The sequence below is a fragment of the Jeotgalibacillus sp. 10bf12 genome (assembly GCF_055597105.1).
Genome location: NZ_CP200276.1, coordinates 1,579,187 through 1,593,887 on the forward strand (window position 1 = coordinate 1,579,187; position 14,701 = coordinate 1,593,887).

Genomic DNA, 14,701 nt, shown 5'->3' on the forward strand with positions numbered 1-14,701 from the left:
TCGCCATCCTTAAATGAGACGAGTATCATGGTGGTTTTAATTACCATAGAATTAGCGGTTCAATATATGTTTTATTGAATACATGAGTCTAAATGACGTGTTTGGACTTTTTAATGTTTAGAGGGGATCGGGGGATAGAATGAAGCGGGAATGGTTGATCGAACTAAGGAAATCTACTGGGCTTACTCAACAAAAGGTTGCAGATAAATCTTTCATTGACAGGTCCTATTATTCTCAACTGGAAAACGGCTTGCGCGACCCCAGCCCATCAGTAGCTGAGAATATTGCAAAAGTATTAGACTTTAACTTTTTAAGGTTTTTTACGGACTATATTTATTTTGGAGACTTAAGTTCCCCCTTGAAAAAAACGGTACATCTCAATCATGATGGGTTTTCTTTTTTAAGATCCAGAAAAAATGGTTATGTCATGTACCACTACAGCAATCATGAGGCATCTCAAAAGAATAAGATTAAATTTATCCTGTCAAAAGCAGAACAGAACATTCATTGCATCATCATAGACCAATACACAAACAATTCAAGCATCATCAATGAGTTACAATACTTGCTTCCAAAAAGTAAAATAGAAAAATATGTTCATTTTTTTCCGCATAATATCAGCACGGATGAACTTCCTCAGCACTTCTTTACATTTATACAGGAACAAGTAAAGCCTGATACATATTTCAGTATGTGGATCAATGATACTTCCTTAGATAGAAAAGATTCTTTTTACTATATCAAATCATTTGTTGAAACCTGCAGCAAAGAGCTGAAAGATTATGAGTGGCTTCTGGTCAGTTCCTTTGATGCATCTAAGGTAACTGCAGAGGAGTATATTCAGGTCATGAAGTTATTTCACTATATCATGACTGATCAGGAACTGGTCATGTCACCATTCTACAGTGAGCATGCTAAGGTGTTATCTGTAGCCCACCGTTTGGAAGATCAGGAGTCTTGAATAATGTGAATGTGACAACAACGGTGATCAACATTTGTGATCAATGATGAGTCAATCATTTATATAAAAATCCGGGCAGTGAGAAGTCGTCGCTGCCCGGATTTTTAATATTGAAGACTGATTGTCTCAAGGAAAAGTAGTGAAATAGATAACCTGTGATTTCAAATAAATTCTGCATTATAATTTATTTATAGAAAAATGAAGACAAAATTGACATACAGGAGGAAAAACGATGAAAGGGCAAAGATTAGATTCACTAGTATTCAACATCCAATCGCGAATGATTTGTTTTGGTGATCAGTTGTGACCAGCCGCCGAATTCTCATCGCAGGCGTATCAAGCGGTGTTGGCAAAACCAGCATCACACTCGGGTTAATGGCAGCTTTTATGAAAAAAGATCGATCTGTTCAGGGCTTCAAGTGCGGTCCTGACTATATAGATCCTGCTTATCACACTGCGATCACGAATCGTCCTTCCCGGACCCTCGACAGCTGGATGCTCACTTCAGACGTGATGAAGGAAATCTTCGTCAAAGGAAGTGAAGGTGCGGATATGTCGATCATTGAAGGCATGATGGGGCTTTATGATGGAGAGTCACCAACTTCCAACCGGGGATCCGCTGCAGAAATCAGCATTTTACTCAACTGCCCGGTCATTCTGGTCGTTGATTGCTCTGCCATGGCCCGGAGTGCAGCCGCAGTTGTTAAAGGGTTTCAGCTACTGGATCCGGACGTAAATATCGCTGGTGTGATTGCCAACAGAGTAGGAAGCGAAGGTCATTATAAACTGATTAAAGAAGCGGTGGAGCAGGAATGCGGCGTTCCAGTCTGCGGATATCTGACTGACAATGAACAGATTCATATGCCGGAGAGGCATCTCGGTCTAGTGCCGTCAATTGAACGTGGTGAACTGAATGAACAGCTTGAAAGGTTAGGGGAAGCTGTTGCAGAGACAGTCGATCTTGACCAGGTTTATCAGATGAGCGAGCAGTCGCCTGTGACAACTGAAAGCTCCTTATTCAAACAAAGAAGTTCCATGAACGTCAAAGTAGCAGTTGCCTATGACCAGGCATTTAATTTTTATTATCAGGAGAACCTTGAATTGATTGAAGCATTTGGCGCTGAAGTTATTTATTTCTCCCCGTTAAAAGGAGAGGTGCTTCCACCTGAAGCAGACGGACTTTATTTAGGCGGAGGTTTTCCGGAACAGTTTTTAAAAGAGCTGGCAGATCATAATGAAGTAAAACAGTCGATTAAAGACGCCATTGAAAAAGGTCTACCGGTACTGGCAGAGTGCGGAGGATTAATGTATTTGTCCGAATCAATCACGAACGTTGAGGAAGAGACTTATCCAATGGCCGCGGTGCTGCCTGGTAAGACAGAGATGCAGTTGAATATTGCTGCGATTGGCTATCGTGAAATCACAGGAGCGGCAGGTAATCCAATTGTGAAGGAAAAAACGCAAATACGCGGTCATGAATTTCACTATTCGACTTTTAAGCCTACTGATAAAATTCCCAGTGCATATCAAGTAAACAGCATTTTTGGTTCAGGAGAAGAAGGATATTTGTATAAGAATGTTGTGGCGGGATATACGCATATTCATTTTGCCTCTAACCCAGAGGTGCTGGAGAATTTTTTGAGTGAATGTAAACCCTAACCCTGTGTTGAAAACAATTCCCACACAATTTAACTTATTTATATAATCAAACAAAATTGTGTGGGAATTGTATCTGACACAGGGAACCGTTTACAGGGAACCGTTTAAAAGGTTCGTTAATCCCAGTGATTAAAAATAATCTGGCCGATTGTAGCGGGTTTCCAGTACGAAATCTGCTTTAATTCAGCTTTGTTCAGATTCCACTGCTGTAAAAGTTGCTGGTCATATCGGCTATTCAGATGTTTTGTATCCAGTATTTGATAAAATGTAGAGAATGACTGATGAACGGTAGACTCGTTCATAAACAGTATATTCCCATCTCCAACTGCCGAAGCACATGCAAGGTATGGGTAATGCTGATTAAGTAAGATATAAAAATAATGTCCAGCAACTTCAACATAAGCATAATGAAAATTTGAAGGGTAGTGAGACGGTTGACAATCAATTAGCTTCCCATTGTTGTGAAATACAAAGTCAAAGCATTGTTTTTTGAAGGTCTTCACATCCACTTGTGGCAGTGGACTGGCTATTGAATCGTAAAAACCAGTTACGCCATCAGGAAGTTTCATATTGGGTTCACCGCCTATCATAATTTTAGAAATTAATGCGATCTATTAAAAATTAATATAGTAAGAGGTGAAAAGGTTTGGGGACAGGTGGATATATAAACATTGGGATTGTCTTTAATTACTCCGGGCAACTGCCAGAGGTCTTTGAATCTATTAAAAATGACCTGATAGAAAAAGGAAGCAGCTTTCATCATGTTAAATATAGCAAAGACATCGATGGATTTGAATGGGTGGAGCAACAGATTAAAAACAACGTGATTCATCAGAGTAGTTTGTCAGGCAATTATACTAATTTTACGTTATCAGGGGCTTTTTTAAATGCCGGTATTCATGAATTGAGTTTGATCATTCATAAAGAAGATCATTTCTTTGGTTTTCTGTTTAGTGTTAACTGGGAAGATGTTTTCACTCGTCATGTACTGAATACGCAAAGTAAAATGGTCGACTGGTTAATTGAGTTGTATCAGAAAGTTCCATACGGTTATTCATTTATCGGTCATGAGATTGAAATTGAGAAGCATCCCAACGATTTCAAAACACTGATGATAAACAATCACTCATATCCTGTAAGTGTGATTCCGGTTAAAAGCAGATTAAAAATTTATTATGGCGAAAATGCAATTGATGGTCTATCAGATCAGGAACAGAGGATAGAGTATATCGATATTTAACGTTTTTTTAGCACAATGTTGAGCCTGAGAGTCATCTCATTTATGTTGTAAATGACAGAGTTTATCTGACCCTAAAAGATCAGATAAACTCAAACTCTCCCTCTCTCACTATATGCAGAAAGATGTTCAACCTGATTATACTCCCTAATCCGCCACTGATCTTCTGCAAAATCAATGGTCGTGATCCCGCCATTAATTAATCTTGTTTTTCTTGAACCGATTTCACCGCCTGAAAGCATGGATAAGATTGCACCAATGATGGCCCCATGCGCAACGACTAACACTTTTTTATCCCCGTATTTTCCGTGAATTTTCTGCAGCCCTGTCAGAATACGCTGTTGAAGAATATCCGCCTTTTCCTGGTTAGGGTATTCTTTATCCGGAAAAGCGATCATTCTTTCCTCCCGCGTCATACCTTCCGCATCCCCGAAATACCGCTCGGAGAATTCATCCATGATAACAAGTGGCAGGTGTAGGTCCTCATTGATGATTTCAGCCGTCTTTTTGGCCCGTTGGAGTGGGCTTGTAATCAGTACATCCCATTGATCGTTTTGTAAAAATTGACCGCATTCTTTTGACTGCAGGATCCCGGTTTTGTTGATCGGGATATCCGTGGCCCCCTGAAGACGTCCTTCTGTGTTCCAATCAGTTTCACCGTGTCTGATAATCGAAATCGAAGTAATGACATTCAGCTCCTTTTTATTTACAATACATTAGCTTCTTAATAATTCCTTGTGACTCGGCCATCAAAAGCTGCCTCAATATCCGCGTATTGATCAGTCGCCTCAACCAGTCTCGTTAACATGTTTTCTTCTGCAATCGAGTCCAGGTAGAGATGAGGTTCTTCTTCCTGTTCCATATGGGATTTCATCTGATAAAAATCCAGTGCCTCTTTTATAAAGGAATCAAGATATCCCTGCCAGTGTTTTTTCGCAAATTGTTCAAAGTTCATGAGGTGCACTCCTTTAACATGAAGTCTTACATATAGTGCAATTGTATAGGAAATCTATAGCCGGACACAAACACGGACCTTTTTTCCCCACAGTTTATATTCCGTTTATATTCACCGTGTAGACTGCACTGTGAAGACGAAAAAGGAAGTGACAGAATGAATCGGATTTTACAGTCAATCACAGATTTCGTGTCCGCACGAAAAGGCATGTGGATCACATTGATCGCATGGGTTGCGCTAGCCGTCCTTTTAAGTGCGGGGCCGGCTGCATCTGAATACCGGAGTGCAAGCTTTCAATCGCTCCCGGATGACGCGCAGAGTATCATTGCAGAAAATAAAGTGAAGGAATTGTTCCCGGATGATCAGGCGACACCGGGGATCCTGGTGTTTGATGCCGGGGAGGAGATAGAGGTTTCTGATGTTCAGGCTGTGCTTGATGAGATCAGAGAGGCAGACCTGACTGGTGTGCAGGAAATCATGGATCTGTCCGTTCTTCCGCCTCAGGCACTGGAAGGGTTTTTCTCTGAAGACAGTCAGACGTTTATCTTTCCGATCGAGCTTGACTCCGGTATTGGAAGTGACCAATACAGCAGGATTAATGATGAGATTCTATCAATCGGTCAGACATACGGTGAAAAGCAGAATGCGTTTGATTTTTATGTGACAGGACCTGCAGGAATCGCAGGTGATACGTTAAAATTGTTTGAGGAAGCTGATTTTGTTTTATTACTTGCGACAATTGGCATTATCTTAGTGTTATTAATCCTGATTTACCGTTCACCTTTGCTTGCAATCATTCCGCTGCTTGCAACGGCGATTGTCTATCAGGTAACGAACCAGATGATTGGCTTGCTTGGAGCAGGCGGCCTTGAGATCAATAATGCAACGACTTCCATAATGAGTATTCTGCTATTTGCTGCTGTAACCGACTATTCTCTGTTTGTATTCTCGCGTTTTAAAGAAGAGCTTTATCAGCATGAGAATAAGCATACAGCAATGGCAGTCGCGATGAGAGCAACAGGAAAGCCGGTTTTCTTTGCCGGGGCAACCGTTCTTGCTGCGATGCTTGTATTATTTATGGCGGATTTCCGTGATTATCAGAACTTCGCACCGGTGTTCAGTACAGCAATGCTCGTGATCATCATGGCCTCTGTCACACTGGTACCTGCTTTATTTACCTTGTTCGGACGTAAGGCTTTCTGGCCGAATGTTCCGTGGTATGGCAGGCAGCCGAAGCAGGAAAAAGGGTTGTGGTCCCGTATTGCTGAAATCGTTACGCGCCGTTCATATGTGTCAGGTGGAGCGGTGCTTGTATTACTGATTGTTGCTTCACTGAATTTATTTAACCTGGAATATGAGTTTGATATGGTCAAATCTTTTCCTGAGAATTTACCTTCACGGGCAGGCTATGAAATTGTAGAGTCCCAGTTTGATAAAGGGCAGCTGGCTCCAATGACGGTTGTATTGGAAGGGGAGGACGGCTTAAGTGAAAGCGCACGTACTTCATTTGAAGCGTTTCTGGCAAATGAAGAAACAATCGCTTCTTTCCGTCAGGGAAGTGAAACAGATGATGGGTCAGCTGTCAGTTATTCCGTTGCACTATCGTTAAATCCTTATACGACAGAGGCGATGGATGCCGTAGATGCGATGAGAGCAGAGGGAAGTGAATACGATGATGCTGAGGTATACTGGTCAGGCATGACGCCAAAATTAATAGATGAGCAGAATATAAACAATCAGGATATTGTCAAAATCGTGATTGCAGAAACAGTCTTAATTATCGTACTGCTATTCTTTATGACAAGGTCATGGAAGATGCCGCTCTACATGATGGCGACGATTCTGCTGTCATTTACAGCAGCGCTTGGAATCGGTATTTTTGCAGTTGATGTATTATTTGGCTATGAGGCGATCAGTACACGGGTGCCGCTATATGCATTCATCTTCCTTGTGGCGCTCGGAATCGACTATAATATTATATTGGTGTCACGCTTTATGGAGGAACGTCAGAAGGATGCAATTTTGCCAGCTTTAAAACGCTCCATTGCATCAACTGGCGGTGTCATATCATCAGCCGGTGTGATCTTAGCTGCAACCTTTGCAGCGCTGATGACGATGCCGATTGCTGACTTATTCGTATTCGGTTTTATCGTTGCGATCGGGATTTTAATTGATACATTCCTTGTAAGGGGTGTGTTGTTACCGGCGCTGATTCTGTTTTTTGAAAAGGAAAAGACGACGAAAGTATAAAAGGAGAGAGCTTCATGCGCATTTTAGTAGTAGATGATGAACTTCATATCCGGCAGCTCATTGCCATTCAGCTAAAGCAGGCCGGCTATGAGGCGGTTCTTGCAAAGGATGCGCAGGAAGCACTCCATTATCTTGAGGATGAAGAGGTCAGTGCTGCGATTGTCGATGTGATGATGCCCGGGATGACCGGATTTGAACTGACGAGAATTCTGTCACAGGAGTTGGATATTCCGGTTATTCTTGTGACAGCGAAGGGTCAGCTTGAGGATAAGGAAGAAGGGTTTCTTTCAGGCTCAGAGGATTATCTCGTTAAACCGTTTGAGCCAAAGGAATTACTGTTCAGACTGAACGCGATCCTGCGGCGTTACGGGAAAGCCCAGCGTCATAAAATCCAGGTTGCGAACGTCACACTCGACAGGTCAACCTATGATGTCACCATTAATGATGAAACATTGATCATTCCAATGAAGGAATTTGATATTCTCGCTGTATTAGCTAATTCATCCGGTCAGACGGTTCCGCGCTCTGTCATCCTGAGAGATGTGTGGGGGGATGATGAAGGGAAGCATGAATTTTCACTAAACACTCATATTACCCGTCTGCGCGAGCGGCTGAATCATTACGGTGCAAAGATCGAAATTCAGACGATGCGCGGGATCGGCTACCGGCTGGAGGTGACTGGATGAAAACACTCTACCGGCAATTTATCCAGACAAGCTTATTGTTTTTAGTGCTCAGTATTGTGCTTGGGATGATACTGACGAATGTGTATTATGTATCTTTTACGAAACAAGAAACAACTGAGCAGAATCTTGAGCGGGTCCAGGAAGTCGCTTATACACTTGAACAGATGCACGGAGACACTGCTGCACTTGAGCCGTTTTTATCATCAGTAGCCAACCTCGGCTATCAGATCGCCCTGCTTGATTCGGGTGGAGAACTCATGACTTTCGGTGAACCGTTTGAGGATCTGACACTGTCTGATCAGGCAGAGCAGGTGATGCTGAATCAGCAAATTTATACTGGTGACAATGCCGGCCTGTCCTTTTTTATGACGAGTCATTTTTCCAGCCGGCTTGATAATACAGTTGGCGTTCCATTTGAAGTCGACGGTCAGCAGTACGCACTCTTTTTGCGGCAGGATATGAACCTGTTGTCATCAGATATTCATACGCTGCTACTTGCATTTCTATTGTCGATTGCGGTTGTGAATCTGGCAGGCATGTTCCTGATGGCAAAGCAGCTGACGCGTCCAATCAGCCTGCTGCATCAGGCGACCAGAGAAGTGGCGAATGATAATTACAGCCATACACTGGCGATTTCAAGGCCGGACGAAATCGGTGATCTGGCAGACAGCTTTAATGAAATGATTGATCGGCTGCGGCAAAATGATGAATCACGCAAAACCTTTATTACGAATGTCTCCCACGACCTGCAGTCGCCATTAATGAATATTAAAGGGTATGCTGAACTGCTGTCAGCTAAAGCGGCGGACGGATCAGATGAAAGAGAGTATGCGAAAGTGATAGAATCGGAAGCGAAGCGTTTATCGGGACTTGCAAAGCAGTTGCTGCTATTGAGCTCGCTTGATCAGCCTGCTTATCAGCTGAAGGCAGGGACTTATTCTCTCGATGAACAAATACGTGAGATCATCAGCCATTATAGATGGCGCCTTGAGGAAAAAGAGCTTGATGTCAGCTTGAAATTGATGAAGGTAATCGTGTATGCTGACCGGGAGTTAATGCATTATGTGTGGGATAATCTGATCTCAAATGCGATTAAATATTCTCCATCAGGCAGCTCAATCCGTATTCATATAGATCGTGAAAACGGCATTTCAGTGATAGTCGAAGACAATGGGACAGGGATCTCAGCAGCAGATCTGCCGCATATTACAGAGCGGTTTTACCGGGCTGACCAGTCAAGAAGTGAAGAAGGGACAGGCCTTGGGCTTGCGATTGTGCAGGAAATTGTAAAGCTGCATAATGGGAAAGTTGAATTTGAAAGTATGGATGGAGAAGGTACGAAGGTTACAGTGTACCTTCCACAGTATGAGGAGGAGTAAGGAATGGAGAGAAAATGGGGATTGAGGTTAATACAAATCTCTGCAATTTTTGGTTTTATCGGAACGTATCTTGGCTCACATATGGCGGGCGTAATGGATTATTCGCTGCGTCCGATCCACGCGCACATTTTACTGGTGGGCTGGTTATCAGTGTTTGCGTGGGGGATCTTTTATCAAATCTTTGAAGTGAAGTATAAAAAGCTGGTTACGATTCATAGCATTTCAGCTATTATTGGCGCGATTGGCTTAACAACGGGCATGTGGTTTTATAACCTGAATCCATTGAATTTAAGTGACACTTTTGTACTTGTGTTCTTTATTGTTGGGGGAACAATTTTATTAATTGCATTTTTCCTGTTTGCTGTGGTGACGTTTTTTACGGTGCCGAGAACGGAAAAGAAATAAGGGAAAGCAAAGCGAAGTCCGGGATAATCCGGGCTTCGCTTTTTATATCTGCTTCATTTACAGAATATTTGTTCCAGACGTTTACAAAAAGTATAACGAAATCATCGGTACAGTCAGTGCGAATGAAATTCCACCGGCTATCGAGGAGGTTACACAGATTTTGTACTGAGCTAAATTGATTTCTTTGCGCTTATAGGCGAGTCTGGAGATTTTGATAATAGAATATACGGTGATCATCATGATGACGTATACGGTGAAAAAGAATGCAGTTAGTGGGATGATTTCCATAGAATCGTCTCCTTATCTTTTAAAATTGATGATCAGATATGTAATTAATCTTGAGTTAAGCTAAACAGATTGTATCATTTCTCCTTTTATAGGATGCTTTTTGGGCGGAATAATGAATACTGATTAGGTGTTTTTAAGAATTTAATTAGTTAAATAAAGGTTGAGTTAAAGTTTCTGTTTTGAAATAATTGGTACTAGTAAGTTCTCGCTATATAAAGGGGTGATAACATATGGATTTTTGGTTTTTACCACTGATTGTTCTTGTTGTTGTTGGAGTGACGTTAACTTTGATCACAAGAAATATGGATAATAAAAAATCTTCACGAATTCATTTTTGGACCTGGGCAACTGCCGGAGTTTTATTTATTGTAAGCTGGTTCGTGACCAGTTAAATCTTCCTGTAAAAAACGATTTTAAATATGCAGCTCAAAATTATAAAACTGAGTTGAATGCAATTCCTACATAATTTGTATCTGAAACAGGGGACTAAAATTAAGTGTAATCACTCTTATTAATTTTAAAGTCAGTTCTAATTTCATTTGATAAGGAGAAACCAATGTCTAAACCAACTGTAAAACACACTCGTCATGACGGGGTTACACACAATGTTGATTCTGCCTATAATATTGTGTTTGACCGGTGCACACCTTTTGCGAATGGCACTCCACGGGATCATAGAAAATCTTGATAAAGGTGATCCGGAGCTGATTTATTTTAAAAAAGTTTAACATCTACATAAGGGGGAGTAAGCTTGGCGCTATCTATTCGACGTTCACAGCAACATGATTATGATGCATTAATACCTTTGTTCAGACAGGTTCATGAATTTCACGTTTTGATGAGGCCGGATGTATATAAAGAAAATGAGACACCGGTTGAAAGGGGCTTTTTTGAAAATCAATTGATAAATGACAAACAGCATATCTTCGTGGCCTGCATAGACACTGACATAGCCGGTGTGATTGTAACGAAGGAAGAAGAGGTCCTTGAGAATACGTTTGTCAAAGCAAGGACAGTATTATTAATCCAAAGCTTATGTGTAGCTGAGATACATAGAAATAAGGGAATCGGAAAGAAGCTGACTGAATACGTTTTTGATTTAGGAAGAAGTCTTAAAGTAGATAGTATTGAGTTAGGTGTATTGGATGAAAATACAGCTGCCATTGAATTTTATCAGAGGGTTGGGATGAAAACGAAAAGCAGAAGAATGGAGATTTTGTTGTAGTAACTGATAAATTTCTTCATTAAAAAAGAAGCTTTATTTTCAAGCTTCTCTTCTGCAGTTTATTTAGTTGTGTAGTGTTAAAACTTTAACGGTCGTATATCTATCATTAAAGTTTTTTTACTTCATTCCCACAGTAAGCTGTTGAACTAAAGATTTTAACTTCACCGGGCTAAACGGTTTGGTGATAAAATGGTTGATCCCGCATTTACGTGCATTTTCCTGATCTTTCTGCTGCGTCATTGCGGTTAACATAATAATATGTTTAGGAAAGTGATCGCGCGACAGATTTTCTACTACTTCAATACCAGACAGCTTTGGCATAATGTTATCAATCACGCAAATATGGTATTCCTCATTCTTCAGTCTTTCTAAAGCTTCTTGGCCATCTGAAGCAAAGTCCAGTTCAGCATCTAATTCTTCCAGCGTGTCGCTAATCAGCATTCTTGAAAACTTTTCATCATCAGCGATTAGAATTTTCATCGTACGACCTCCCAGACAATACGCCTAAATAAAAATGTTATTTAAATAATATCTTGAACTAGATAGAAGTGAAAAACAAGTCATATTTGGTTTTTGTTATGTATGCAGAGATAGCAGAAGTAAGGAGAGCTAAGGTGATTAGGTGAGATCCTTTAACATAAAAAAGCGAAATCCGAGTTAATTAACCGGACTTCGCTTTCTCAATTAATTCACTTTCGCAAAACCAAATCCAGAAGCTATGTCGTCACCAACAGAAGAGCTGCGTCCGCCGAGGATATCATTTACTTTCGCGCGGTTTTGAAGCTCAGTACGAAGCTGGACGTGAGAGAAACCTGGGTTTTCTGCCCATACTTTAGCTGCAAGTCCTGCTACGTGTGGAGATGCCATTGATGTACCGCTGATTGTGTTATAACCGCCATTTGGCCAAGTTGAGAAGATTGCTGCACCTGGAGCAGAAATTTCAACGTCACCTTCCTGGATCAGGTAGTCGCCAGCACCGTTACGAACGCCTCTTGAAGAGAAATCAGCTACACGGTATGTACCGTTTTCAAATCTATTCTCAAGTGCTGCAACTGCAACTGCATTTTGAAGTGCACCAGGGTAGCCGATTGAACCAGCGCGGAAGCCTGAGTTACCAGCTGCTGCTACTACCAGAACGCCTTTACCATATGCATAGTTTACTGCATCTTCAATTAATGGGCTGTTTCCTGATGAACCAAGAGACATGTTGATCACTGTTTTTGTGCCGGTTGCAACAGCCTGATCAGCTGTGTGGCGGATTGCCGCTGCGATATCATCTGAGTAACCAGAACCGTCATCTCCAAGTACTTTGTATGCCCAAAGATCTGCATCCGGTGCAACACCGTATACGCCTGAACCGTCACTACCGCCATCTGCAAGTACAGAACCTGCAACGTGTGTACCGTGACCATCCACATCATTACATGATCCGTTTACAAGCGGAGTCGCCTGTGTGAAGTCTTTACACTGCTCAACTGTTCCCTGAAGGTCATGGTGCCCCGTGAATACACCTGTATCAAGTACTGCTACATTGATGCCTGAACCACCTGATGTTGCAGTAACATTAGCATCATTATAGATTGCTTCAATGCCCCATGGTGTCTGGTCAGCCGGTGCAGAGAATGCAGTCGTTACATTTTCATTGCCTCTGAGTGCATCAACTGACACCTCGTCCACTTTTGTCAGTTTCAGATTCTTATTGTTTTGAAGGGCTTTGAATTGCGCCTCGTTCATGTCAGTTGAAAATCCATTCGCGCTCAGTTCCCAGCGAGAATCATATTGTTTTTGCAATGACTCTTTCGTTTTTTTAGCTGATTCTCCTGATACCTCTACATATACGCGGAACTTTTCAGCGTTGTTAGACTGTTGATCAGGTGCTGCACTTGCCCCCGCTGGTACTGCCAGGCTTGCTGCTAATAATAAACTCATCATGACACTTCTCGACTTTTTCAATTCCTTCGACTCCTTTTGTCTAAATATTTTGTGAATAGACTCATCCTAACAAAAGCCGCGGGTCTTGTTTATCGGGAAAATTGAAGAGAGGAGGATACGGCAAAGGGGTATAAAACCCTTTATTTGTAAGGGTTTGTACGGAGTGTGGGGGATTGCCTCCTATGCGGGTTGGGAAAATTTCAGAAAAAGCGCCGGAGTCATATCTGTTTTTTTGTATAAAAATTTTATAAGGCTGAATAAAAGTGGTTTTAAAAGGATTATTTTTCTATAACTTTACATTTCATCCTTTAATCATTATTGTATATCTGCATTTATTTTTAAAATTCTAATTGATAAAAAGAACATTTGTTCGTATAATTTTCTTAAAAGTGGGTAATAGTATTAAAAGAAACTTACGCTGAATAGAGGAGTGAGGGTGATGGAAGTTGACTATTCTCTTGAAAAGAAAAAAGAAATTCTTTGCGTGGATATGAGAAGCTTTTATGCAAGCTGCACAGCAGTTGAACTTGGTCAGGATCCTTTGACATGTAAGATTGCGATCATCGGCAACCAGGAGCAAAAGGGCAGTGTCGTGCTTGCCGCTTCTCCGCGTGCGAAAAGTGAGCATGGTATCAGAACCGGCACAAGACGTCATGAGATCCCCGACATACCTGATCTTCAATTAATTGAACCGGATATGGGACAGTATCTCAGGCTGTCCACTGAAATAACGAAGATTTTTACAAGGTTCGTTCCAAAAGAAAATATACACGTTTACAGCGTGGATGAAAGTTTTATTCAGGTGGATGGTACTTCTTCGTTGTGGGGAGGACCGCATGCTGTCGCACGAATGATCTCTGATGATATGATGCGTGAATTTGGTTTGCCGTGTGCAATCGGAATCGGACCAAATATGCTGATCGCCAAGCTTTGTCTTGATCTTGAAGCGAAAAAGAAAGGGATCTGTGAATGGACGTTTGAGGATATTCCAAAGAAACTCTGGCCGCTCCAGCCTCTTTCAGCGATGTGGGGAATTGGACGCCAGCTTGAAAAACGCTTGAACCGGATGGGGATTTATTCAATTGGTGACCTTGCAGCCCATGATCTCAGTCATCTTGAATCAATTTTTGGCGTGATGGGCAATCAATTGTATTATCACGCACACGGAATTGACCGCTCAGAGATCGGCGCACCAATTATTCAGGGACAGGTGAGCTATGGAAAGAGTCAGATCCTTCTCAGAGACTACAATAAAATAGAAGAAATTGAAGCAGTGCTGCTTGAAATGTGTGAGGAAGTAGCAAGAAGAGCGAGGAACAAACATCTAGGCGGTCGTACGATTCATTTAGGAGTTGGCTACAGCAAGCGCACACCAATCAAACCATTCCACCGCTCAAAGTCACTGGATAAACCGACGTCGATTACGATGGAAATTTACGAGGTATGCCTTGAGATCCTCCATGAAAACCTGCAGCCATTTCCAGTCAGAAAGATTTCTATTTCATTAACTAATCTGGCAGATGATTCAGCGCTGCAGCTGGATCTGTTCAATCCCGGCCGCGAAAAAGTGCACCGTCTTGGCTACGTCATGGACGACGTACGACAGCGCTTCGGCTCCACTGCACTGCTCAGAGCTATTTCCTATACAGAGGGCGGGACAACGAGAAGAAGATCCAGATTAATTGGCGGGCATATTTCGAAGAAGGAGTCGATGAGTTGAATAT

Annotated in this window: 16 protein-coding genes; 10 read left to right on the top strand and 6 right to left on the bottom strand. The window is 41.8% G+C overall.

Annotated elements, in window-relative coordinates; genetic code table 11:
• Window positions 1-139: 139 nt before the first annotated feature.
• Both DH10bf12_RS08320 and DH10bf12_RS08325 read left to right on the top strand, forming a co-directional pair.
• Window positions 140-961, top strand: a complete 822-nt coding sequence (locus DH10bf12_RS08320; RefSeq protein WP_471738027.1) for a helix-turn-helix domain-containing protein — start codon at window positions 140-142, stop codon at window positions 959-961.
• A gap of 303 nt (window positions 962-1,264) precedes the next feature.
• Entirely contained in the window at window positions 1,265-2,620 is a 1,356-nt protein-coding gene (locus DH10bf12_RS08325) for a cobyrinate a,c-diamide synthase (protein WP_471738028.1), read from the top strand.
• A gap of 116 nt (window positions 2,621-2,736) precedes the next feature.
• Here the strand turns inward: DH10bf12_RS08325 and DH10bf12_RS08330 are convergent, their stop codons facing one another.
• Window positions 2,737-3,189: a hypothetical protein gene (locus DH10bf12_RS08330; protein ID WP_471738029.1), complete on the bottom strand. Its 453-nt coding sequence runs from the start codon at window positions 3,187-3,189 to the stop codon at window positions 2,737-2,739.
• Window positions 3,190-3,266: 77 nt separating this feature from the next.
• Here DH10bf12_RS08330 and DH10bf12_RS08335 point away from each other — a divergent pair, with 77 nt between their 5' ends.
• Window positions 3,267-3,860: an Imm64 family immunity protein gene (locus DH10bf12_RS08335; protein WP_471738030.1), complete on the top strand. Its 594-nt coding sequence runs from the start codon at window positions 3,267-3,269 to the stop codon at window positions 3,858-3,860.
• A gap of 89 nt (window positions 3,861-3,949) precedes the next feature.
• Here DH10bf12_RS08335 and DH10bf12_RS08340 read toward each other — a convergent pair whose 3' ends face one another.
• Complete coding sequence (locus DH10bf12_RS08340) at window positions 3,950-4,543, bottom strand: histidine phosphatase family protein (RefSeq protein ID WP_471738213.1); 594 nt, start codon at window positions 4,541-4,543, stop codon at window positions 3,950-3,952.
• Between the two features lie 38 nt (window positions 4,544-4,581).
• Window positions 4,582-4,812, bottom strand: a complete 231-nt coding sequence (locus tag DH10bf12_RS08345) for a DUF6407 family protein (protein ID WP_471738031.1) — start codon at window positions 4,810-4,812, stop codon at window positions 4,582-4,584.
• A gap of 156 nt (window positions 4,813-4,968) precedes the next feature.
• On the opposite strand from DH10bf12_RS08345, the gene DH10bf12_RS08350 reads away from it, so the two are divergent.
• Genes DH10bf12_RS08350 through DH10bf12_RS08365 form a run of 4 tightly spaced genes read left to right on the top strand, consistent with a single transcriptional unit; the run spans window position 4,969 to window position 9,532 of the window.
• Entirely contained in the window at window positions 4,969-7,062 is a 2,094-nt protein-coding gene (locus DH10bf12_RS08350) for an MMPL family transporter (RefSeq protein ID WP_471738032.1), read from the top strand.
• Window positions 7,063-7,076: 14 nt separating this feature from the next.
• Window positions 7,077-7,748 carry a response regulator transcription factor gene (locus tag DH10bf12_RS08355; RefSeq protein ID WP_471738033.1) on the top strand — a complete coding sequence of 224 codons (672 nt, stop codon included), beginning with the start codon at window positions 7,077-7,079 and terminating at the stop codon, window positions 7,746-7,748.
• Entirely contained in the window at window positions 7,745-9,127 is a 1,383-nt protein-coding gene (locus DH10bf12_RS08360; protein ID WP_471738034.1) for a sensor histidine kinase, read from the top strand. The genes DH10bf12_RS08355 and DH10bf12_RS08360 overlap by 4 nt, the downstream gene beginning before the upstream one ends.
• Window positions 9,128-9,130: 3 nt before the next feature.
• Window positions 9,131-9,532: a hypothetical protein gene (locus DH10bf12_RS08365; protein WP_471738035.1), complete on the top strand. Its 402-nt coding sequence runs from the start codon at window positions 9,131-9,133 to the stop codon at window positions 9,530-9,532.
• A gap of 81 nt (window positions 9,533-9,613) precedes the next feature.
• Here DH10bf12_RS08365 and DH10bf12_RS08370 read toward each other — a convergent pair whose 3' ends face one another.
• Window positions 9,614-9,820 carry a hypothetical protein gene (locus tag DH10bf12_RS08370; protein ID WP_471738036.1) on the bottom strand — a complete coding sequence of 69 codons (207 nt, stop codon included), beginning with the start codon at window positions 9,818-9,820 and terminating at the stop codon, window positions 9,614-9,616.
• Between the two features lie 230 nt (window positions 9,821-10,050).
• On the opposite strand from DH10bf12_RS08370, the gene DH10bf12_RS08375 reads away from it, so the two are divergent.
• Window positions 10,051-10,212 carry a hypothetical protein gene (locus tag DH10bf12_RS08375; RefSeq protein ID WP_471738037.1) on the top strand — a complete coding sequence of 54 codons (162 nt, stop codon included), beginning with the start codon at window positions 10,051-10,053 and terminating at the stop codon, window positions 10,210-10,212.
• Window positions 10,213-10,571: 359 nt separating this feature from the next.
• Window positions 10,572-11,045: a GNAT family N-acetyltransferase gene (locus tag DH10bf12_RS08380; RefSeq protein ID WP_471738038.1), complete on the top strand. Its 474-nt coding sequence runs from the start codon at window positions 10,572-10,574 to the stop codon at window positions 11,043-11,045.
• A 117-nt stretch (window positions 11,046-11,162) separates the two neighbouring features.
• Here DH10bf12_RS08380 and DH10bf12_RS08385 read toward each other — a convergent pair whose 3' ends face one another.
• Window positions 11,163-11,525: a response regulator gene (locus DH10bf12_RS08385; RefSeq protein ID WP_471738039.1), complete on the bottom strand. Its 363-nt coding sequence runs from the start codon at window positions 11,523-11,525 to the stop codon at window positions 11,163-11,165.
• Window positions 11,526-11,729: 204 nt separating this feature from the next.
• The gene (locus DH10bf12_RS08390) at window positions 11,730-12,998 is read right to left on the bottom strand and encodes a S8 family peptidase (protein WP_471738040.1); all 1,269 of its coding nucleotides are present in this window, start codon (window positions 12,996-12,998) and stop codon (window positions 11,730-11,732) included.
• Window positions 12,999-13,416: 418 nt separating this feature from the next.
• Between DH10bf12_RS08390 and DH10bf12_RS08395 the strand changes: the two genes are divergently transcribed.
• Window positions 13,417-14,697 carry a Y-family DNA polymerase gene (locus tag DH10bf12_RS08395; protein WP_471738041.1) on the top strand — a complete coding sequence of 427 codons (1,281 nt, stop codon included), beginning with the start codon at window positions 13,417-13,419 and terminating at the stop codon, window positions 14,695-14,697.
• Window positions 14,698-14,701 lie beyond the last annotated feature (4 nt).

What these genes read in the sequence shown, in the direction of transcription:
- DH10bf12_RS08320 (WP_471738027.1), top strand. Translation starts at nt 140, where the DNA reads ATGAAGCGGGAATGGTTGATCGAACTAAGGAAATCTACTGGGCTTACT.
- DH10bf12_RS08330 (WP_471738029.1), bottom strand. Translation starts at nt 3,189, where the DNA reads ATGAAACTTCCTGATGGCGTAACTGGTTTTTACGATTCAATAGCCAGT.
- DH10bf12_RS08345 (WP_471738031.1), bottom strand. Translation starts at nt 4,812, where the DNA reads ATGAACTTTGAACAATTTGCGAAAAAACACTGGCAGGGATATCTTGAT.
- DH10bf12_RS08350 (WP_471738032.1), top strand. Translation starts at nt 4,969, where the DNA reads ATGAATCGGATTTTACAGTCAATCACAGATTTCGTGTCCGCACGAAAA.
- DH10bf12_RS08355 (WP_471738033.1), top strand. Translation starts at nt 7,077, where the DNA reads ATGCGCATTTTAGTAGTAGATGATGAACTTCATATCCGGCAGCTCATT.
- DH10bf12_RS08360 (WP_471738034.1), top strand. Translation starts at nt 7,745, where the DNA reads ATGAAAACACTCTACCGGCAATTTATCCAGACAAGCTTATTGTTTTTA.
- DH10bf12_RS08365 (WP_471738035.1), top strand. Translation starts at nt 9,131, where the DNA reads ATGGAGAGAAAATGGGGATTGAGGTTAATACAAATCTCTGCAATTTTT.
- DH10bf12_RS08370 (WP_471738036.1), bottom strand. Translation starts at nt 9,820, where the DNA reads ATGGAAATCATCCCACTAACTGCATTCTTTTTCACCGTATACGTCATC.
- DH10bf12_RS08375 (WP_471738037.1), top strand. Translation starts at nt 10,051, where the DNA reads ATGGATTTTTGGTTTTTACCACTGATTGTTCTTGTTGTTGTTGGAGTG.
- DH10bf12_RS08385 (WP_471738039.1), bottom strand. Translation starts at nt 11,525, where the DNA reads ATGAAAATTCTAATCGCTGATGATGAAAAGTTTTCAAGAATGCTGATT.
- DH10bf12_RS08395 (WP_471738041.1), top strand. Translation starts at nt 13,417, where the DNA reads ATGGAAGTTGACTATTCTCTTGAAAAGAAAAAAGAAATTCTTTGCGTG.